The organism is Streptomyces cylindrosporus, from assembly GCF_022698165.1.
Classification (GTDB): domain Bacteria; phylum Actinomycetota; class Actinomycetes; order Streptomycetales; family Streptomycetaceae; genus Streptomyces; species Streptomyces cylindrosporus.
Map to the genome: position 1 here is coordinate 139,349 of NZ_JALDAY010000008.1, position 19,319 is coordinate 158,667.

Consider the following 19,319-nt stretch of genomic DNA (forward strand, 5'->3'; position numbering starts at 1 on the left):
CGTCAGTCCCTCGGATCGGTGTCGGTCGGGCGCACCGGCTGCAGATGCATGGTGGCGTCCTCCCAGCGGCGGTCCGCGACTTCACCGGCGCGGAACTGGGTCGTCTCATGGCTCTGGTACGTGCCGTTCGGGCGGCCGACCGGCCGCTGCGGCAGCGGCGGCTGCGGGCTGTACGGCTGCCGGAACTGGTCCTGGTGCTGGTACTGCGGGTGCGCGGGCGCGGTCGTCGCGTACGTCGGCGAGGACGGGTTGGGGCTGTGCGAGGCAACCACCGTCGACGGCTCGCCGTCCCTGCGGTCGGAGAAGACCCAGGCGCGGAAGAGCAGGAAGCGCAGCACGGTCGCCGCGAGGTTGGCGGCGATCAGGACCGCCAGCTCGGTGGAGTGCGCGGGGTCGGAGGTCGCCGCGTTGAGGGCGGCGAGCGAACCGGCGGTCAGCGCGAGGCAGATACCGAAGACGACGAGGCCCTGAGCCTGGTGCCGTACGGCGCCGCCCCTGCCGCGCACGCCGAAGGTGAGGCGCCGGTTGGCCGCCGTGTTGGCGATCGTCGAGACCAGCAGGGCGAGCGCGTTGGCGATCTGCGAGCCGGAGAAGGTCCTGAAGCCGCTGTAGAGGAGGAGGTAGAAGAGGGTCGACAGACCGCCGATGACGCAGAACCCGACGAGCTGGCGGGCCAGCCCCTTCGGCACGTCCTGGATCTCGCGGTCGCGCGGGTCGTCGCCGAACGGCCGGGCGATCCGGTCCAGCGGCAGCGAGCCGGTGGCCAGGGCCTTGCCCACCCGCCACACCCCCTTGAGGTCCTCGGTCGCCGTCTTCACGATGTGGACGGTGGAGTTCGGGTCGTCGACCCAGTCGACGGGCACCTCGTGGATACGGAGCCCCGCGCGCTCGGCGATGACCAGCATCTCGGTGTCGAAGAACCAGCCGGTGTCCTCGACCAGCGGCAGCAGCACCTGGGCGACGTCACGGCGGATCGCCTTGAACCCGCACTGCGCGTCCGAGAAGCGGGCCTGCAGCGAGCCGCGCAGGATGAGGTTGTACGAGCGGCTGATGAACTCCCGCTTCGGTCCGCGCACCACGCGCGAGGAGCGGGCGAGCCGCGAGCCGATGGCCAGGTCGGAGTGGCCCGAGATCAGCGGGGCCACCAGCGGGAGCAGGGCGTTGAGGTCGGTGGACAGGTCCACGTCCATGTAGGCGAGGATCGGGGCGTCCGAGGCGGACCACACGGTGCGCAGGGCGCGACCACGGCCCTTCTGCTCCAGGCGGAAGTTGCTGACCTCGGCGATCTCCGCCTCCAGCCGTGCCGCCACCTGGGGAGTGGTGTCGGTCGACGCGTTGTCCGCGATCGTGATGCGGAACGCGTACGGGAACGTGCGCTTGAGGTGCTCGTGCAGTCTCAGCACGCACGGCTGGAGGTCCTTCTCCTCGTTGTAGACGGGGATCACTACGTCCAGGACAGGCGTACCGGCGTCGCCGGCCGGGAGGTGCTCCCGCGCCGGCAGGGTGCCGGGAGAAGAGTCGGTTCGCATGGCATCGACTCTGGTCAAGTGCCCTGTTGCACCCATGTGGTGGCACTGTGCTGTACCTGTGAGTGCGATTGCCAATTCGTTTCGGGGGCGGGCTGCGGAATCGCGGGGGCAAGCGCCGGCAAATGCACGGTAAACACGGTGCACCCCGGAACGCTGTCCACGGTTACGGCACCGCCGTGCGCGGTCGCGACGGCCTGCACGATGGCGAGCCCGAGGCCGGTGGAGCCGGTCGCCCGGGAGCGCGCCGAGTCACCGCGCGCGAACCTCTCGAAGACGTGCGGGAGCAGGTCCGGCGGGATACCGGGGCCGTTGTCCTCGACGTCCACGCACATCCACGGGCCGCGCCGCTGGACGCGGGCGGTGACGGTCGTACCGGGTGGGGTGTGCTTGCGGGCGTTGCCGAGCAGGTTGACCAGCACCTGCTGGACCCGGGCCGCGTCGGCCGAGACCAGGGCGGGCTCGTCGGGCAGGTCGAGGCGCCAGTTGTGCTCCATGCCGGCCGCGCGCGTGTCGCTGACGGTGTCGACGACCAGCGGGATGAGGTCGGTCTGCTCGAACTGCAGCGGACGGCCCGCGTCCAGCCGGGCGAGGAGGAGGAGATCCTCGACCAGCAGGGTCATCCGCCCCGCCTCGGACTCGATACGGCCCAGGGCGTGCCGGGTGTCCGGGCCGACCTGCTCTCTGCCGCGCCGGGTCAGCTCGGCGTACCCGCGGATGGAGGCGAGCGGGGTTCTGAGCTCGTGGCTGGCGTCGGCGACGAACTGCCGTACCCGCATCTCGCTCTGTTGCCGTGCGTGCAGGGCGCCGTGGACGTGGTTCAGCATCCGGTTGAGCGCGGCGCCGACCTGGCCGACCTCGGTGTGCGGGTCGGTCTCGGACTCCGGGACCCGCTCGCTGAGGTTGACCTCGCCGGTGTGCAGGGGCAGTTCGGAGACACGGGTCGCGGTGGCGGCGACGCGGCGCAGGGGGCGGGTGGCGACGCCGACGAGGACGTAACCGGCGATGACGGCGGCCCCGAGACCGGCGGCGGTGACGCTGACCTCGACGAGGATCAGCGTGTTGATGGTGCTGTCGACCTCCGTCGTGGGGAGGGCGACGTAGTACGAGTACTTGTCGTTGCTGGTGTACGTGACCTGGTAGGTGCCGAGGCCGGGCAGGTCGACCGTGTGGATCTTGTTGTCCTGGGGGACGGTGTTGAGCACCTTCTTCTGCTCGTCCGTGAGCGACGTGTTGCTCATCGCGAAGTTGTCCGAGGAGTCGGCCTTCACACCGCGCTGGGCGTCGGTGATGGTGCCGTTCACGATCTTGGCCGCGATCATGCCGTCGCTCTGCGGCCCCCTGGTGACGAACGTGCTGAGCGTGGTCTCCGCCGGGCCGTTGTTGTCCTGCCCGCTGGGATCCTTGCCCTGGTTCGGCCCGCCGAATTCCCGCGGTGCCACCCGCGCCGCGACCTCGCCCAGCTTGTCGTTGAGCTGGTCGTACAGATGCGACCGCAGCGCCAGCGTCGTCACCGTGCCGATCACCGCACACACCACGGCGATCAGCACCACGGATGCGACGACGAGCCGCGTCCGCAGGGTGCGCGGCTGTCCCCGTCGCTTCTGCGGACGTGGTCGTCGTCGCCCGCTCATGAGGCGGCGGGCTTGATCAGGTAGCCGGCGCCACGCCGGGTGTGGATCATCGGCTCCCGGCCGGCGTCGATCTTCCGGCGCAGATACGAGATGTAGAGCTCGACCACGTTCGCCTGGCCGCCGAAGTCGTAGGACCAGACCCGGTCGAGGATCTGCGCCTTGCTGAGCACGCGCCGCGGGTTGCGCATCAGGAAGCGCAGCAGCTCGAACTCGGTGGCGGTGAGGTGGATGGACTCGCCGGCCCGGCTGACCTCGTGGCTGTCCTCGTCCAGCGTCAGGTCGCCGACGACGAGCACGGAGTCCGAGCGGCGGTCGGCGGCACCGGAACGGCGGATGAGCCCGCGCAGCCGGGCCACGACCTCTTCGAGGCTGAAGGGCTTGGTGACGTAGTCGTCGCCGCCCGCCGTCAGGCCCGCGATGCGGTCCTCGACGGCGTCCTTGGCGGTGAGGAAGAGGACGGGGACGTCGGGCAGCTCGCGCCGCAGGCGGCCGAGGACCGTCAGGCCGTCCATGTCCGGCAGCATCATGTCGAGTACGACGGCGTCGGGCCGGAACTCCCGGGCGGTCTGGATGGCACCCGTGCCATCTCCGGCGGCCCGGATCTGCCAGCCCTCGTAGCGGAGGGCCATGGAGAGGAGTTCGGTGATCGACAACTCGTCGTCCACCACAAGCACTCGGACGGGGCTCCCGTCCGGCCTCAGCAGTTCGGTGCGCCCCTGGGGCGAGGTCGTGGTCATGGTGGACACACTGTCTGGATCCTCTGAGAGCACCCTTTCGACAACCTGTGATTTCCCTAAGAAACGCACAGGCGCCTCTCAGGGAACGCTTGGGAATCTCTTGACCAGCGATACCAGGAGGCACTTCTGCGGACTCGGATACATCATGTGCGGGTCAAGGTGATCAGGGCGTAAAGGGTGGCTGTGAGGGGGCTGGGCGTGGGGCGCGCTGGGGTGGGGCGGGCTGAGGTGGAGCGACTGGGCCTCACAGTCCGAACAGGCTCGCCGCGTTGTCGTGGCACACGGCCCGCAGCCAGTCGTCCCCGAGGCCCAGTCGCTCCAGGGCGTGGAGCTGATGGATGTACGGGTACGGGATGTTCGGGAAGTCGGTGCCGAGGAGGATCCGGTCCCCGAGATCCGCGAGCCGCGGCAGCGCCCGGCGCGGGAACGGCGCGAACCGCTCGCAGAAGTCGGTGAACGCCGACGTCGTGTCCAGCCGCACCTCCCCGAACCGCTCGGCCAGGTCGAGGAAGTCCTCGTACTCGGTCATCCCCATGTGCGCGATCACGAGCCGCAGCCGGGGGTGCCGGGCCAGCACGCGCGCGACCGGCTCGGGCCCCGTGTGCTTGCCGGGCGCGGGCCCGGACCCGCAGTGGATGACCACGGGCACCCCGGCCTCGGCGAGCAACCCCCAGGCAGGGTCGAGGAGTTCACTGGCCGGGTCGTACGCACCCACCTGCACATGCGCCTTGAAGACCCGGGCGCCGGCTTCCAGGGCCTCCCGGACGTAGACCTCGACTCCCGGCTCGGGAAAGAGAGTCGAGGTGTGCAGGCAGTCGGGCGTACGGGCGGCGAACTCCACGGCCCAGCCGTTCAGCCACTGCGCCATCCCCGGCTTGTGCGGATAGAGCATGGCGGTGAAGCCCCGCACCCCGAACTCCCTTATCAGCGCGACCCGTTCCGCCTCCTCCTTCCGATACGTGATCGGCCACTCCAGCCCACCGGTCAGCGGCCCGAGCGAGTCGAAGTACGCCCAGACCTTGCGCAGCACCCGCTCCGGCATGAAGTGCGTGTGCACATCGACGAGCCCGGGCAGCCCGAGCCGCCCCCAGAACCGCCGGATCTCCTCGGCCTCAGTCATGGGACACCCCTCGGCCGACGGCCCGTTCGAACCCGTGGCTGTGCTCGACCCTGGCGATGTGCAGCGAGTACCGCTCGTACCAGTGCTCACGCCCGTACGCCTTGGCCGCCCGGTGCTCCTCGTGCCGACGCCACGCCTCGATCCCGGCCAGGTCGCGGAAGTAGGCGACGGTGACGCCGAGCCCGCCCGGCGTACGCGCGGAGTCCTCTCCCAGGAACCCCGGGATGTCCTTCACCAACTCCCCGAGCCGCTCGGCGGTCCGGTCGTACCCGTCGTCGATGTCTCCCGCTGCCTCGGTGCGCAGGGAGGTGAAGACGACGGCGTAGTAGGGCGGCTCGTGGGCGGCGACGGGCCCATCGACTGGCGCACTGGCCGGCGCACTGGCTGGCGCATCGACAGCCACTCCGACAGGTGCTATCCGGTGATCACTCATGTCCTTCACGATCGTCCGCGCTCCGCCCCCACGTCCACCTCCTTGCCGAAAGGGATCCGGAAGGGATCCAACTCTTGACCGTGCCCAGCAGTACGACCAGCCCCGCAGTACGGGCACTGGCTACCGCCGGCGGCAGTCAGAACAACCCGTCCTGAACCCCCGCGGCCTCCCTGAACTCCCGTACCGGCACTGTGAATCCGGCCTCACCCCCGGCCGCCGGCACCAGGTCCCAGCCCGTCATCAGCCGGGTGTCGAGCACGACGACCCCGCGGCCGGTCGCGAGGTGGAGGTCCGGTCCCGCGGCGGCGACCAGTTCCCCGCTCACCCAGCCGCCCGCGACCAGCTCACCCACCTCCCCGACCGCGCCCGGCAGCCCCGCCAGCCCGAACACCCCGACGTGATCGACCACTTGGCACGGCTCCCGCGTCAGCGACTCCGGCCACTCGGCCAGCCCCACGGCCCGCCCGTGCAACGCCTCCACCTCGGCCGCCCGCTCCGCCTCCGACGCCGGCAACCGGGACCGCACGGCCCGCTTCTCGCCGTACGGAATCCGGTCCGGTACCCGGAGCGCGGCCCGCAGCAACTCCTCCGTGCGCCGGGCGGCCATCAGCGGTCCGAGCCCCAGCCAGCTGAAGCAGACGGCCCCCTGCTCAAGCAGCCGCGCCGAGCCCCGCTCCTCGGCGGTGATCCCGACCTTGACCATGCCGGGCCCGAACCAGGCCAGATATACGTGGTACGGCCGCGGATCGTCCGCGATCGTGTCGGCGGCCACCGAGTGCGCCCGGTCCAGCCGCGCACACTCCTCGCACCGCGCCCCCGTACTCCGGCCCGGCACCACCGCCCGTACCGGACACGCATGCCCGCGCGCTCCCACACACGTCCGCACACCCCCGTCCGCGGCCCCGAAGGCCACCCGTTTCCCCCAGGTCAGCGCGGAGCGCCGACCGCCGTCCCACAGCAGCACGGGACCACCAGCCGCCCACCGCAGCCCCGAGCACTTCCATGCCTGTGCCATTGCTCCCGAGACTAGAGGCCGCCACTGACAACGGCCTCAGAGGCGGGCATTCGCGCAGTTCAGCGGCTGTCTTCGACGGAGAGGGCGGGTGCGGGTTCCGGGCTGCCGGCCACGACCGGATCGCCGTACGACTCCGCCGTACGAACCCGCCGCCCCGCCAGTCGACACCCCACGCACCCGGGATGCCCCTCCCGCGCCGTCAGATCCCGCGCCCGCCACCCCCACTGCTCCTGCGGCCGCCGGCCCGGCGGCTTGCCCCAGCCCGTGAGGTGGAGCGCCCAGGTGACGAGGACGCTCACCACCACGATCCCGACCCCGCCGGCCAGGATCGCGGCAGAGGCCGTACACACGCCCAGCCCCAGCACCACCGTCCCGACGGTCGCGACGGCGAAACCGGTCCACCCGGCGACCGTGTGCCCCTCGTCATACTGATGTGCACTCATGTGTCCGCCTCCAGATCACGGGAACCGCGGCCCATCTCCCAAATCTCTCACCACCTAAGAAATTTAGCCCAGAAACCTCTCACAAGCTAAGGGAATCAGGGAATCCGGATGCAAGCGAAGCCGCGCCCGTCCGCGACACCGGCCCAGGCGCTGTCGGCCATGGACCACCTCATCGCGACCAGCATGATCGGCCAGCAGGAGATGGCCCAGCGGGTGGGCCTGAACGTCACCGACCTGACCTGCTTCGCCTACGTCATCGAGGCCGGCGAGAACCTCCTCACGGCCGGTGACCTGGCGGCCCGCGCACACGTCACGACCGGCGCGGTCACCGGAATCCTCAACCGCCTCGAACGCGCCGGTTACGTCACCCGCCGCCCCGACCCGAACGACCGCCGCCGGGTCCGCGTGGCGGCACAACCGGAGGCGGAGGCCCGCGTACGCGAGCTCTACGAGCCGTACTACGCCCGCCTGATGACCCTCTTCGCCGACTACTCCCCCGAGGAGATCGCGGTCCTGACGGACTGGTTCACGCGCGCGAGCGCGTTGGCGGCGGGGTATCTGGAGGAGCACTGCGGGACGGAGTGAGGCGGGGCCGGCCGTGGTTGTCCCAGATCCGGTATCCGCCGGGCACGCCTCGGGCGACGTAACGCCTCCGACCCACCTCCGCAACCCCCTGACCCCTCGTCGTTCCGCGCACGAAGGTACGTATGGTGGAGGGGATACGGCGCGCGAGTTCTGGCGCGTGCCGGGAAGCCTCAGGGGGAGGGCAGCCCCCCTCGGGGGTACGGCCAGCTCCACCATCGGTCCGGTAGGACGCTTCATGGTGGGGAGGGGCCGGCCGACGGCATCGTAGAACCCATCGACCCATCGAGGAACCGAGGAACCGATCGAGCCCCGGCCTCCACCACTTCCTGGAAGGGAAACCCCGATGAAGCCGCTGCAGCCCACCAAGCCGAACACCACGACCGGCGAAGCGCCCAAGGCCCCCCACGAGAACGACCTCGCCCCTCTCCTCACCGCCTGGGACCAGGCCCACCCGTCCCCCACGGACCCCGACTGGCGCCACCTCCTGGACGAACTCGCCCACCCGCACACCACGCAGGCGTTCCACCGCCTGGCGGAGGCGGCGGCTTGATCCCGTACGCGACCGTTTCCAACTGCCCACACAGCGCCGACGCAAGAGGCCCCGGGGAAGATCCGCCAGATCTCCCGGGGCCTTTTCGATGCCGTCCCCTCAGACCCCAGGGTGCTGGTACGGCTGCTGCGGCTGGCCGTACGGCTGCGCACCGGGGCCACCGACGGCCTGGGCCTGGAGCTGCTCGGCCTGCTCCTTCGTGACCTTGTGCTCGGCGCCACAGAAGGTGCACTGCGTCGCGTACTTCGTGGACAAGGGGAACAACGGCACGAAGAACAGCGTGAACTTGGTGACGCGCTTCCTGAGGGTGTGCGCGGCGGGGTTGCCGCAGTTGCCGCACACCAGCGTCAGTATCGCGAGCTGGTACAGGTATCCCTTGGTGCCAAAGATGATCACGAGATCGGCCCTTCCCGGGTCAGTGCCTACCACTCATAACGCACGAGTCCCCGGAATCTCTCCGGGCCTTTCGAGGACGGACGCTACCGGACGAGGGCATGCCGCTCTTCATGTCGAGAATGACTCGTCGGTTCCGTCCCAGAGGCAGGTGCGGCCGGAGAAGCCGGCCGTTGCGTGCGAAGGAGGTCCAGCATGGCGATCAAGCGGATGGACAACGTCCTCATCGTGGTCGACGATCTCGACGCCGTGATCGCGTTCTTCGTGGAACTCGGCATGGAGTTGGAGGGCACAGGACCGGTCGAGGGCCGCTGGGTGGAGCGGATCATCGGGCTCGACGACGTACGGCAGGACGTCGCGATGCTGCGGATCCCGAACGCCCCCGGACGGATCGAGCTGGTGAAGTTCCACCAGCCGAAGCCCATCCGGCCCGAGCCGAGGGACGCGCCCGCGAACACGCTGGGCATCCGCCGCATCATGTTCGCCGTCGACGACATCGAGGACGTCGTCGCCCGGCTCCGGCCGCACGGCGCGGAGCTCGTCGGCACGGTGGAGCAGTACGAGAACATCTTCCGGCTCTGCTACGTCCGCGGCCCGGAGGACATCGTCGTCGGCCTCGCCGAGGAACTCGGCTGACGGGCGAGGGCCAGCCCCCTCCGCACGGGCGGGGCCGACTCACCAATGGACGCGCAAATCGAACACGTGCTTGAATTCAAGCATGCGACCGTTCCCTTCACCCGTCCGAACAGCAGGGGCCACCGGATGACTGGCGGAAGCGCGGGAGGGCCGTACGACCCGGACGGCCCGGAGGGCGCCTACGGCCCGGACGGCCCGGACGGCGCGTACGCCCCGGAAGGCACGTCCGGCCCAGTACACGTGACCGTCCACCCACCGTCCCCCGCCGGCGGCCGACGCGTCCGCGCGGACGGCGAACTCCTCGGGCTGGCCCACAACATCACCGACCTGACCGAGTTCCTCCGCCGAGCGGGCCTGGAGATCGACCCCGCCGAGATCGCGGGGGCACCGTGGATCGACTGGCGCGGGGTGGCGCCGGACCGATGGGGCCCGGAGACGGCCGACTGACATCACCCGGCCGTTATTGGATCACCGGCCAGGGGTAGAGCATCGCATCGGTATCTGCGGCGGGGGGCCAAGTGACCAACATCTTCGGGCTGATCGCGTCGGTAGGTGTGGTGGTCTCGTTGCTGGTCGCGGCATGGCAGACACGGGAACTCACACGGCAGACCGCCATCAACAACGGCATCGCCGCAGCGACCGCCATCTACAACGGAATGGAGCGGATACAGGACTTCGAGAAGTGCCTCGCCGCGGAACACTGGCTGCACGCCCACTTCTACGAGAACGCCGGCATCCCGTCGGACAGAAGCCGCCGTATCCACGTCCTCTGCCTGGCCCGCATGCTCGCCGACATACTGTCGTACGGCCTCGTGATCTCGGCACGCAACCCCGAAGTACGAGGCTACGGCGGCTGGGAGAACTACGCGCTGGCCATGCGAGACACCTGCCCCGCACTGGTCGAGGTCGTGAACCAACACCCGGAATGGTGGCCGGCGCTGGCGGAACACTGGTCGGCGAACCCTGTTCCGCGCGGAACGGCCGCCTGATCTCCTCCGACCGGATCCGGTACGACGTCCGGCGGCCCGGCTTGCCGCGTTGGCCCGAGCCGTCGCTCAGACGGGCCGAGGCACGATGCTCACCGCGCGGTAGTCGTACCCGTCCTGCTTGAAGCCGGGGGCCTCCCACGTGAGGTCGACCCGTTGTCCGGGCGAGAGCGTGCGGAACCCGGGCATCTGGATGTCGGAGTAGTGACCGAAGCAGCCGCCGGGAGTCTTGGGCGAGTCGAGCACACCCCACCCTTCCTCGTCGCGCCACTCACGGACCACGGCAGTCACCATGAACGAAACCTTACGGGCACTGTCGGGTGCCGAGTGGACCGAGCACCGGTCGCGGAGGGGCCGTCAGCCGGTCAGCTGTCCCGCGACGGGTCCGGCACCTCGGCTGCTCCGGGTTCCAGGACGACCACCGCCGTCACGGACGACCGCCGCGCCGCGTAGGCGTCCAGGTTCCTGTCGATCTCGCGCCACCGGGCCCACAGCCGCGACCGTTCGTCGCCCGTTGCGGCGCGGCCACGCGGCGGGAGGCGCGGTGCCTACGGCTGCTGACCTCCGGTCATGGCGGCCGACGCGTACGTGCTGTCGTACCAGCTCCCGGCGACCTGATCGCATGAGCAACCGCGCAGTACTACTAGGCGGTCGGAGCGTCCTCATCCTCGGGGCCGGGCGCGAACCAGTGGCCGATGCTGGTCCACGTGAAGCCCTCCCGCCAGGCGGGCTTGTCGGCCACCCAGCCGAGGAGCGCTTGAAGGACCTCCTCCTGCGACTCCGTCTGCGTCTGGTAGTGCTCCGCGGGAACGCCGTCGCGGTACTCCAGTTGGTACGTGTTCTCGTCACGGAACCAGACCTGGACGTACCAGTTGCCCTCCCGGTCCTCCTCCTGCCGCTCAAGGATCAGGTGATCCCCCTGATCCAGGCCGGCGAGCATCGTCCCTATCGCCGCCGTCGAAGGGCCCTTCACCGTGTGGCCCCGACCGTTGGTCGCAATCAGCATGGGCAGAGCATGGCGGAAGGGTCTGACACCCGGGCAGGCAAGAGACATCCCGAACTCGTGCGCTCCGGTTGATGTCAAAGGCCCCTTGGGATCATCCCAAGGGGCCTTTGGCTTGTGTGCACTCGGCAGGATTCGAACCTGCAACCTTCTGATCCGTAGTCAGATGCTCTATCCGTTAAGCTACGAGTGCTTGTTTTGTTTTTCTGCCGGTTCCTGGCCTTTCGGCCGCTCGCGGCGACAGGAAGAACATTACATGACTGCCGCCGCCATGTGAAATCCGTTTGGTCTACCCCTTGTGAGCTGCGGAAACGCGCCTCTGGGCGGTCTGGGAACGATGAAGCCCCGGTCGGGTGGACCGGGGCTTCGGTGATCAAGCGCGGAGGCGGAGGGATTTGAACCCTCGATGGGCTTTAAGGCCCAAACCGCATTAGCAGTGCGGCGCCATAGACCGGACTAGGCGACGCCTCCAGCACAGCCGCTCGCGCGAGCGCGAGTGGTGCGTGCAGATGATGACACAGTCGAGCGTGCTGTCACCAATCGGCCTCCACGGTACTAGGCAGGCGGGCCGCAGAGCAAAGGCCTTGTCGGGGGTGGAGGGGTGGTGGAGGGGGCAGGTCGGGGTGGTGGAGAGAGGGGGGGCGATCATCGGGGTTCGGTGGTGCCGGTAGTGCGGGCGGTGCGGTCCCCCACCCCCGCCGCAACATCCCGCCCCGACCCGCGTTAGTCAGGTCATGTTGCAGGTCACCCCCAGCAGTACTCGGCCCGGTCCGCGTTCCGACCTCGGCCGCCCCCGCCGCTCTCTCCATCCGCACCTCACCCGCCTCCGTGTCCGCCTCCTCCTCATCGCCACCGCCGCAACCGCCGCCGCCTCCTCATCCGTCCTGCCCGCCGTCGCCCACGCCGACGTCTCGCCCACCGGCATGACACCCACCGGCGCGAACCGCCCGGACATCGCCCCGGCCTCGCTCCTCCCCCTCGCACCCCCGCCCGCCCGAGACGAGGACCGTCCCGGCGATCACCTCACCGTCACCGTGCGCGATGCCGGTGGTGGGAAGGACGGGACGTACCAGCTGTACTGCCACCCCGGCGGCGGCGATCATCCCGACGTGGCCGGTGCCTGTGCCGCGCTCGATCGGCGGACCCGGTGGGGTACCGACACGTTCGCCCCCGTTCCGGGCGGCAGCATCTGCACCATGCAGTACGGCGGCCCCGCCACCGCGCACGTCACCGGCGTCTGGGCCGGGCGGCGCGTCAACGCGTCGTACGACCGCAGCGACGGCTGCCAGATCGCGCGGTGGGACCGACTCGTACCCCTGCTGCCCGACCTGCGTCCGCAAGGACGGTCGTAAAGCGGCGGGCGTAAGGGACGGCGGAAGCAGCCATGAACGGGCCCGTACGGGCGTCCCCCGCCCACAGCCTCCGCACCGCGTTGACACCGGGTCCGTAAAGGTCCCGCGAGGGTTTCGGGGAGTTCGGGGCTGGTCGGGGGTGGGGTGGGGTGCAGGCCCGGTGGTGGGGCGGTGATGCGGTCACACGTTCTGCTTCACTTCGTCGTGCGACCTCCCTCTCATCCGACGCCCCGAGCGCAAGCACTGCGCTTAGACTCCCTCGCGTGACACGTCGCGGGCCGGTTGGCAAGATGGCCCGAGCGGCCGGCAAGGTGCGGTAACAGGGAGGAAGCGTCTCGTGAGCAGCAGGCCATCCCGAGGCGCTGCTCGCCTCGCAGCCATACTCGACGCGCTTCCCGATGCGTTGGTGCTGGTCAACGCCAACGGGACCGTCGTCAACGCGAACACCATCGCGCTTGAGGCCTTCGAGGCGCCGGGGACGGCGTTGGTCGGGCGCGGGCTGCTCGATCTGCTGCCCCAGTTCGACTCCAAGCTCATTCCCGGGTCCATGCGGCGGCCCGACCACATGGACCCCGCCGGGCGGACCAAGCCGACGCGGATGATCGCGCGGCGCACCGACGGCGTCGAGTTCCCCGTCGAGGTCACCAGCGCCAATCTCGAGAACGGGCAGCAGGCCTACGACGGTTACGGCTACAGCGGCGACGAGCTGCTGATGCTCGTCGTACGGGACCTGACCGGGACCGTCGACACCGAGGCCGAGCTCGCGCGCTCGCAGCGGCAGACCGAGATGATCCTGCGGGCAGCCGCGGAAGGGGTTGTCGGGACCGATACCGACGGGCGGATCGTGCTCGTCAATCCGGCCGCCGCCCAGATCCTGGGGTACCGGGCCAGCGACCTCGGCGGCAAGGCGCTGCACGACCTCGTGCTGCACTCGCGCGCCGACGGCACCCCGTTCCCGTACGAGGAGTCCCCGCTCGCCGACACCCTGCGCTCCGGTCGCAAGCACCGGGTGCGCGGGCAGGTGCTGTTCGCCAAGGGCGGGCAGAAGGTCTCCGTCGACCTCACCACCGCGCCCGTGCGCGACGGCGACCAGCTCGTCGGCGCCGTGATGACCTTCACCGACCGGCGGCCGTACGACGCCCTCCTCGCCGAGAAGGCCGCGCTGGAGAAGCGTCACGCCGAGGAACTGGAGCGGCTCGACGAGGACCACGCCTCCGAGCTGACCGCCCTGCGCCAGAAGCACGTCACCGAGATCGAGGACCTTCAGGAACAGCACGACGAGGAACTCGCCGCCGGCGAGGAGCGCTACGCCGCCCTCGGGGAGCGCGAGGCCGACCGTTACGAGGCCCTCGCCGCCCGGTACGACCAGCTGTCGACGCTGCTCGGCCGGTCCCTGCGCGGACCGCTGGACGAGCTGCGCCGCGAGCTCGCCGCGCTGGCTGCGGACGACGCGGGGCAGTTGTGGCCCGAGGCCAATCAGGTGCTGCACCACCTCTCCGCCGGTTATTCGCGGATCACGACCCTGATCGACAACGTCCTCGGGTATCAGCGGCTCGACGTCGGCAGTGAGCAGATCAGTCGTACGAAGGTGATGCTCGACGCCGTCGTCGCGGCCGGTGTCGACGGAGCCGTCGAACTGATCGGGCCGGGGCGGGTGCAGTTCGCCGTGCACGCGCCGCCCATCGAGGCCGAGGTCGACCCGCAGCGGCTCGCGAGCGCCCTCGCCCACCTCGTCGCGGACGTCGCCGGCGTCGACGCGACCGGCAACGCGCCCGTGTCCGCGGGCGGTTACATGGACAACACGGTGGTCGTGGCCGCCGCGCAGCGCGGTGAAGTCGTACGGATCGAGGTGCGCGGGCCGTACGCCGGGGGAGACCCGGTGCACGAGCCGATCGTGCGCGGGATCGTGCGGGCTCATGGTGGCGTGCTGCAGACGCACGAAGTGCCCGGCATGAGCGGCAGCGCTTATGTGCTGGAGGTGCCCATCGGGGGTGGGGCCGGGGCCGTCCCGGTCGAGACGCCCGTCGAGACTCCCGAGGCCGAGGAGACGTCCGGCGGACGGCGGCGGGCCCGGCGGTCCTCCGTCGACGCCTTCCTGGAGAGCGGGGCTCCGGGGGAGGGCGCGGACGCGGTTACGGCGCCCGAGGGCGAGGCCGGTGTGCCCACCGGGCGGCGCCGGCGGCGCGCGGTCGAGGAGTCGGCGGCCGCCGCGGCTGCCACGGGCAGCGCCGTGGAGGTGGCCGGCGGGACCGGGCGGCGGCGCGGTCGGTCGGCCGAGGGCGGTGGTGACGGGGTCGCCGCCGAGGGTGCGGTGGTCACGGCCGCCGAGCATGCGGCGGGGGCCGCGGCCGTGGGTACGGGGCTGGGCGGCACCGTACCGCCGCAGGGCGTACCGGCGTCGCCGCAAGGTGTGAACGCTCCGGCCGGCGGACGGCGTGCCCGGCACGGCGGCGGCGAACAGCACGCGCTGCCCGCGGCACTGCCCGCCGGGTCGGCCGCCAACGATCAGTCGATGACGCCGGGTTCGGGTGCGGGTGCGGGTGCGGGCTCGGGTGCGGGGGCGCCTTCGGGTGCAGGCCCGGGGGCGGGTTCCGCTGCGGTTGCCGGTGGCCAGGGGGGTCCCGCCGATCAGCCGGTACCGGGCAATCAGCCTGTCCTTGCCAACCAGCCCGTTCCGGTCGAGGGTGGTCAGCCGACCGGGCGGCGTCGACGTGCGCTGGCCGCGGCGAATGAGCGCGCCGCCGCGCAGGAGGCTGGTCCCCGTACGGTGTTCGCCCTGCCGCCGGCCGAGGCGGACCGGGCGCCGGGTGGGGTGGTGCCTGGTGTTCCCGGGGTTCCAGGCGTTCCTGGTGCTCCTGGTGGGGTCGGTGGGCAGGCGCCGGTGCCGGCACAGGCCCAGCCGCAGATTCCTGGGCAGGCGCAGGCCGTGCCCGCGCAGGCGCCGGTTCCACCGCAGGGGCAGGGGCTTGGGCAGCCTCAGGTGCCGGGCCAGCCTCAGCTTCCCGGGCAGAGCGGTCAGGAACTCTCCGGTGACGCCCTGATCGAGGACGGGCGGCACGACGCCGTATCCCACGATCAGTCCGGCGACCACACTCCGCCCCAGCCGCACCCCACCACCGCACCGACGGGGCGCCGTCGGCGGGCCGTGGCGCAGCCGGGCGCGGTGGCCGGGACGCCCGCGCAGGGGGTTCCGGCGCAGGACGCCGGTGCGCAGGGGGGCGTGCAGAACGCTGCCCAGGCCGCCGGTCATGGCCACGGCCATGGGGTTACGGCGGCTGGTCAGGCCGTACCTCAGATCGCGCAGCCCGCTGCCACGGGCGTGCCCGCTCAGGGCACCGTCGCCCCGGGCGGGCAGCCGGCTCCCGGGCAGTTGGCGCCGGGGCAGTTGGCACCCGGTCAGCCGGTCCCCGGACAACCCGTCCCGGCCCAGCCCGGCCTCGCGCCGGTGGCCCAGGCCCCCGGCGTCCCCGGCCAGGTCCCGCCCGGGCAGCCCGCCCTGCCTGCACAAGCCGCGGGCCAGGTCGGCGCCCAGGCCGCCCCGGGCCAGCCGCTTCCGGCGCCGGGTGCGCAGCAGGTCCCCGGTCATCCCCTCCCCGCCGACGCCGCCGGCACCCCCGTAACCCCGCAGCCCGCGCAGGCGACGCCGGCTCCCGGTGTTCCGCAGGGCGGTCAGGCCGCCGTCGCTCCCGGTGCCGCGCACCCCGCGCAGAGCACGCCCGCTCCGGGCACGCCGTTGCCCGCCGAGGCGCAGGCGCAGCCGCGGGTCGCTCAGCCGCTTCCCGCCGAGTCGGACGCCCCTGCCGTCGACCCGAACTCCACTCAGGGGCGGGCGATCAGTGTGCGGACGTTGGGGCAGGGGGTGCCGTTCACTCGGCAGGCGGCGCAGGTGCAGCAGCCGACGGCGACGCCCGCGCCGCACAACCCGAGCGGTTCCGGTCGGCGGCGCAAGCTGGGCCAGCGGACCGACTCGGGTCAGGAGCAGGCCGCCCGGCCGCACCCGACCGCCGCCGAGCAACAGGTGCCGGCGCAGGCGCAGCCCTCGTTGGCGGGGCAGTCGCGGCTCGCGCCGATGACCGAGGGGGCCGGACGTTCGTACGCCATAGGGGCACCGGACGAGAACGCCGCCGAGGGGCCCGAGCCGCTGGACGGTCCCGGCGGGGCCGTAGAGGTCGCCGATCCGCCGCGGCCGGTGCCGATGGACGACGAGCTGCCGCCCGAGCCGCTCGACAACCCGCGCCGGCTGCTGGTGTGGCCCGCGCCGGACGTGACGACCCAGCAGGCGCTGAGCGATCGCGGGTACCGGCCGGTGATCGTGCATTCGCGCGAGGAGGTCGACGCGCAGATCGCCGCCTTCCCGGCCGCGCTGTTCGTCGACCCGTTGACCGGGCCGATCACGCGGACCGCGCTGCAGTCGCTGCGGCAGGCGGCGGTCGCCGCCGAGGTGCCGGTCATGGTCACGGCCGGGCTCGGACAGGCGACGCGCGAGGCCGCCTACGGCGCCGACCCCGCCGTACTCCTGAAGGCGCTTGCGCCGCGGGACAGCGAGCAGCATCCGCCGCGCGTGCTGCTGATCGAGGAGCACGCGGAGATCGCGCTGGCGCTGACCGCGACGCTGGAGCGGCGCGGGATGCAGGTGGCGCGGGCCGCGAGCGATGCGGACGCGGTGACGCTGGCGGGGCAGCTCAGGCCCAATCTGGTGGTCATGGACCTCATGCAGGTGCACCGGCGGCAGGCCGGGATCATCGACTGGCTGCGGGCGAACGGGCAGCTCAACCGCACCCCGCTCGTCGTCTACACCGCCGCCGTCGACCAGGCCGACCTCCCGCGGCTGGCCTCCGGCGAGACCGTCCTGTTCCTCGCCGAGCGGTCCACCAGCAACGAGGTCCAGGCCCGGATCGTCGACCTGCTCGCCCGGATCGGCACGAACTGAGCCACTGGCGCGGGAGCTCGGGTTGCTGCTGGGCCGGCACGTCACTCGTGTACGTTCGCGTGCGGCGGGGCGCCGGGCCGGGGCCCTTGGGGCATCCCGCCCGGCGCACGTAGGCAATTGGCGCGTGGGGTCTGTGGTTCGGTCTGTGGTGACCGGGCGGATCAGAGCTTGGTCACGTCCAGTTCGCCCTCCGCGTACCGCCTGCGCAGCACCTTCTTGTCGAACTTGCCCACGCTCGTCTTCGGCACCGCCTCGATGATCGTCCAGCGCTCCGGGAGCTGCCACTTGGCGATCTTGCAGACATCGCTCGCGAGGAAGGCGCGCAGGGACTCGAAGTCGGCGGTGGAGCCCTCCTTCAACACGACCGTGGCGAGCGGGCGTTCGCCCCACTTCTCGTCCGGTACGGCGACGACCGCGGCCTCGGCGACGTCCGGGTGGGACATCAGCGCGTTCTCCAGGTCGACCGAGGAGATCCACTCGCCGCCGGACTTGATGACGTCCTTGGCGCGGTCGGTGAGGGTGAGGAAGCCGTCGGGGGAGATGGTGCCGACGTCGCCGGTCTTCAGCCAGCCGTCCTCGCTGAACTTGTCGGCGGGGCGCAGGGGTTCGCCGTCGGGGCCGTTGTAGTACGCGCCGGCGATCCAGGGGCCGCGCACCTCCAGCTCGCCCGCCGACTCGCCGTCCCAGGGCAGGCGCTCGCCGCCAGGGCCGCTGAGCCGCGCCTCGACACCCGCCGGGAAACGGCCCTGCGTGAGCCGGTACGCGAACTCCTCGTCCGTGCCGACCGCGTGGGCCGGCGGACGGGCGACCGTGCCGAGCGGGGAGGTCTCCGTCATGCCCCAGGCGTGGCAGACCCGCATGCCGAGCTTGTCGAAGGCCTCCATGAGGGAGGGCGGACAGGCCGAGCCGCCGATGGTGACCTGGGTGAGGGAGGACACGTCGCGCGGCTTGGCGGTGAGCTCGGCGAGCAGGCCCTGCCAGATGGTCGGGACGGCTGCCGCGTGCGTCGGCTTCTCGCTCTCGATCATCTCGGCGAGCGGACCGGGCTGCAGGAAGCGGTCCGGCATCAGCAGGTTGACGCCGGTCATGAAGGTCGCGTGCGGCAATCCCCATGCGTTCACGTGGAATTGCGGCACCACGACCAGCGAGGTGTCCTGGTCCGTCAGCCCCATCGACTGGGTCATGTTCACCTGCATGGAGTGCAGGTAGATCGAACGGTGGCTGTACACCACGCCCTTGGGGTCGCCCGTCGTCCCGGACGTGTAGCACATGGCGGCGGCCTGCCGCTCGTCCAGCTCCGGCCAGTCGTACGTCGTCGGCCGGCCCGCGATCAGCTCCTCGTACTCGTGCACCTGCGCGTGGGCGCCATCGAGGACGGAACGGTCGCCCGACCCGGCCACCACGATGTGCTCCAGCGTCGGGAACTTGTCCAGCAGCGGCGCGAGCAGCGGCAGCAGCGAGCCGTTGACGATGACGGCCTTGTCGGCCGCGTGGTTGACGATCCACACCAGCTGCTCGGGAGGGAGCCGCAGGTTGAGCGTGTGCAGGACCGCGCCCATGGAGGGGATCGCGAAGTACGCCTCGACGTGCTCGGCGTTGTTCCACATCAGCGTGGCCACGCGATCGTCGCCCCGGACGCCCAGCTCGTCGCGCAGGGCGTTCGCCAGCTGTGCGGCGCGGGCCCCGATCTCGGCGAAGGACCGGCGCTGCGGCTCGGCCTCCCCTGTCCAGGTGATCACCTGTGACGTGCCGTGGATGCTTGACCCGTGGGTCAGGATCCTCGAGATCAGCAGCGGTACGTCCTGCATGGTGCTCAGCACGGCGTCCTCCCGGGGCGGCGACATTGCCTACGCGGTAGTAGGGGTTGCCGCTGATTCTGCGCACATACCAAGTGGTATGTCACTAGGTGCCGATGATCGATCGCGTCACGCCGACCCCCAATAGCCACCAGGTCGGCCCGCGACCGGCCCCAGGTG

General features: G+C 71.2%; 18 protein-coding genes and 2 tRNA genes. 7 read left to right on the top strand and 13 right to left on the bottom strand.

Features of this window, described 5'->3' with window-relative positions; translation table 11 throughout:
- Positions 1-2: 2 nt before the first annotated feature.
- The 7 genes from MQP27_RS26300 to MQP27_RS26330 all read right to left on the bottom strand — a co-directional run bounded on the left by MQP27_RS26300 (position 3) and on the right by MQP27_RS26330 (position 6,908).
- Positions 3-1,529 carry a bifunctional glycosyltransferase family 2/GtrA family protein gene (locus MQP27_RS26300; RefSeq protein ID WP_242768123.1) on the bottom strand — a complete coding sequence of 509 codons (1,527 nt, stop codon included), beginning with the start codon at positions 1,527-1,529 and terminating at the stop codon, positions 3-5.
- A 14-nt stretch (positions 1,530-1,543) separates the two neighbouring features.
- Positions 1,544-3,160, bottom strand: a complete 1,617-nt coding sequence (locus MQP27_RS26305) for a sensor histidine kinase (RefSeq protein ID WP_242768130.1) — start codon at positions 3,158-3,160, stop codon at positions 1,544-1,546.
- A complete protein-coding gene (locus MQP27_RS26310) occupies positions 3,157-3,897 on the bottom strand; it encodes a response regulator transcription factor (protein ID WP_278196566.1) in 741 nt (246 codons plus the stop codon). The genes MQP27_RS26305 and MQP27_RS26310 overlap by 4 nt, the downstream gene beginning before the upstream one ends.
- 244 nt (positions 3,898-4,141) lie before the next feature.
- The gene (locus MQP27_RS26315; protein WP_242768132.1) at positions 4,142-5,017 is read right to left on the bottom strand and encodes an amidohydrolase family protein; all 876 of its coding nucleotides are present in this window, start codon (positions 5,015-5,017) and stop codon (positions 4,142-4,144) included.
- The gene (locus MQP27_RS26320) at positions 5,010-5,450 is read right to left on the bottom strand and encodes an antibiotic biosynthesis monooxygenase family protein (protein WP_242768134.1); all 441 of its coding nucleotides are present in this window, start codon (positions 5,448-5,450) and stop codon (positions 5,010-5,012) included. Before MQP27_RS26320 ends, MQP27_RS26315 begins: the two co-directional genes overlap by 8 nt.
- A gap of 136 nt (positions 5,451-5,586) precedes the next feature.
- The gene (locus MQP27_RS26325; RefSeq protein WP_242768141.1) at positions 5,587-6,465 is read right to left on the bottom strand and encodes a DUF2797 domain-containing protein; all 879 of its coding nucleotides are present in this window, start codon (positions 6,463-6,465) and stop codon (positions 5,587-5,589) included.
- Positions 6,466-6,524: 59 nt separating this feature from the next.
- Positions 6,525-6,908, bottom strand: coding sequence for an HGxxPAAW family protein (locus tag MQP27_RS26330; protein WP_242768143.1), 384 nt, complete (start codon positions 6,906-6,908; stop codon positions 6,525-6,527).
- A 108-nt stretch (positions 6,909-7,016) separates the two neighbouring features.
- On the opposite strand from MQP27_RS26330, the gene MQP27_RS26335 reads away from it, so the two are divergent.
- Entirely contained in the window at positions 7,017-7,493 is a 477-nt protein-coding gene (locus MQP27_RS26335; protein WP_242768170.1) for a MarR family winged helix-turn-helix transcriptional regulator, read from the top strand.
- Positions 7,494-7,836: 343 nt separating this feature from the next.
- On the top strand, positions 7,837-8,043 hold the full coding sequence (locus tag MQP27_RS26340; RefSeq protein WP_242768172.1) for a hypothetical protein: 207 nt from the start codon (positions 7,837-7,839) through the stop codon (positions 8,041-8,043).
- A 99-nt stretch (positions 8,044-8,142) separates the two neighbouring features.
- Here the strand turns inward: MQP27_RS26340 and MQP27_RS26345 are convergent, their stop codons facing one another.
- Positions 8,143-8,439, bottom strand: coding sequence for a zinc-ribbon domain-containing protein (locus MQP27_RS26345; RefSeq protein WP_242768179.1), 297 nt, complete (start codon positions 8,437-8,439; stop codon positions 8,143-8,145).
- 192 nt (positions 8,440-8,631) lie between these two features.
- On the opposite strand from MQP27_RS26345, the gene MQP27_RS26350 reads away from it, so the two are divergent.
- The 3 genes from MQP27_RS26350 to MQP27_RS26360 all read left to right on the top strand — a co-directional run bounded on the left by MQP27_RS26350 (position 8,632) and on the right by MQP27_RS26360 (position 10,061).
- A complete protein-coding gene (locus MQP27_RS26350; RefSeq protein ID WP_242768181.1) occupies positions 8,632-9,072 on the top strand; it encodes a VOC family protein in 441 nt (146 codons plus the stop codon).
- Positions 9,073-9,312: 240 nt separating this feature from the next.
- Entirely contained in the window at positions 9,313-9,519 is a 207-nt protein-coding gene (locus MQP27_RS26355) for a hypothetical protein (protein ID WP_242768764.1), read from the top strand.
- A 71-nt stretch (positions 9,520-9,590) separates the two neighbouring features.
- Positions 9,591-10,061, top strand: coding sequence for a hypothetical protein (locus MQP27_RS26360; RefSeq protein WP_242768183.1), 471 nt, complete (start codon positions 9,591-9,593; stop codon positions 10,059-10,061).
- Positions 10,062-10,127: 66 nt separating this feature from the next.
- Here the strand turns inward: MQP27_RS26360 and MQP27_RS26365 are convergent, their stop codons facing one another.
- The 4 genes from MQP27_RS26365 to MQP27_RS26380 form a co-directional block, all read right to left on the bottom strand.
- On the bottom strand, positions 10,128-10,352 hold the full coding sequence (locus tag MQP27_RS26365) for a cold-shock protein (protein WP_242768185.1): 225 nt from the start codon (positions 10,350-10,352) through the stop codon (positions 10,128-10,130).
- A 349-nt stretch (positions 10,353-10,701) separates the two neighbouring features.
- A complete protein-coding gene (locus MQP27_RS26370; protein ID WP_242768187.1) occupies positions 10,702-11,064 on the bottom strand; it encodes a hypothetical protein in 363 nt (120 codons plus the stop codon).
- Positions 11,065-11,181: 117 nt separating this feature from the next.
- Positions 11,182-11,254 (bottom strand) — tRNA-Arg (locus MQP27_RS26375).
- Between the two features lie 187 nt (positions 11,255-11,441).
- Positions 11,442-11,532: transfer RNA gene (locus tag MQP27_RS26380), tRNA-Ser, on the bottom strand.
- A 263-nt stretch (positions 11,533-11,795) separates the two neighbouring features.
- On the opposite strand from MQP27_RS26380, the gene MQP27_RS26385 reads away from it, so the two are divergent.
- Positions 11,796-12,413 carry an SSI family serine proteinase inhibitor gene (locus MQP27_RS26385; RefSeq protein WP_372511318.1) on the top strand — a complete coding sequence of 206 codons (618 nt, stop codon included), beginning with the start codon at positions 11,796-11,798 and terminating at the stop codon, positions 12,411-12,413.
- Positions 12,414-12,750: 337 nt separating this feature from the next.
- Entirely contained in the window at positions 12,751-17,343 is a 4,593-nt protein-coding gene (locus tag MQP27_RS26390) for a hybrid sensor histidine kinase/response regulator (RefSeq protein ID WP_242768189.1), read from the top strand.
- Between the two features lie 161 nt (positions 17,344-17,504).
- On the opposite strand, the gene MQP27_RS26395 is transcribed toward MQP27_RS26390, so the two are convergent.
- Positions 17,505-19,187 (bottom strand): long-chain fatty acid--CoA ligase, encoded by a 1,683-nt coding sequence (locus MQP27_RS26395; protein ID WP_242768191.1) that lies wholly within the window; start codon positions 19,185-19,187, stop codon positions 17,505-17,507.
- Between the last annotated feature and the right edge of the window lie 132 nt (positions 19,188-19,319).